2 pseudogenes are annotated in these 479 nt (G+C 43.8%); one reads left to right on the forward strand and one right to left on the reverse strand.

Features of this window, described 5'->3' with window-relative positions:
• Positions 1 to 378 (forward strand): annotated as a pseudogene (locus tag JR005_RS14695) (symmetrical bis(5'-nucleosyl)-tetraphosphatase); the annotation flags it as partial.
• 53 nt (positions 379 to 431) lie between these two features.
• Here the strand turns inward: JR005_RS14695 and JR005_RS15250 are convergent.
• Positions 432 to 479: pseudogene (locus JR005_RS15250) on the reverse strand (DUF2147 domain-containing protein); the annotation flags it as partial.

The following is a 479-nucleotide window of genomic DNA, read 5'->3' on the forward strand; positions in this document are numbered from 1 at the left end:
GATGCTTTTTTGGCGGAAATGTACGGCGAAGAACCCACGTTGTGGTCAGATGGTTTGACAGGCATGTCGCGATTACGTGCCATTACCAATTATTTGACTCGTATGCGCTTAACCAATGCTGAAGGTCGTTTGGAATTTAGTTTTAAAGATGAATTGACCGCCCCAATGCCTGAAGGCTTTCGTCCGTGGTTTGAGTTTGATAGTTTAGCTGCACAGACACATCAAATTGTATTTGGCCATTGGGCAGCGCTACAAGGACGAAGAGTGAATTCTCAAATCCAGAATGTCGATGGTGGCGCGGTATGGGGTAATCAATTGATCGCTTATCGGTTGGAAGACAAACAGCTTTTTCAGGTGGATAATCCACTCATGAACTAAAAATAAAAAAGTCACCGTTTGGTGACTTTTTTATGATTGCAATGACGCGATCTTTATTCCTGACGGATCCAGATTTGGGTACGCCCTAATGCTGAAACACC

The organism is Acinetobacter sp. Colony158 (genome assembly GCF_019264745.1).
Taxonomy (GTDB): domain Bacteria; phylum Pseudomonadota; class Gammaproteobacteria; order Pseudomonadales; family Moraxellaceae; genus Acinetobacter; species Acinetobacter ursingii.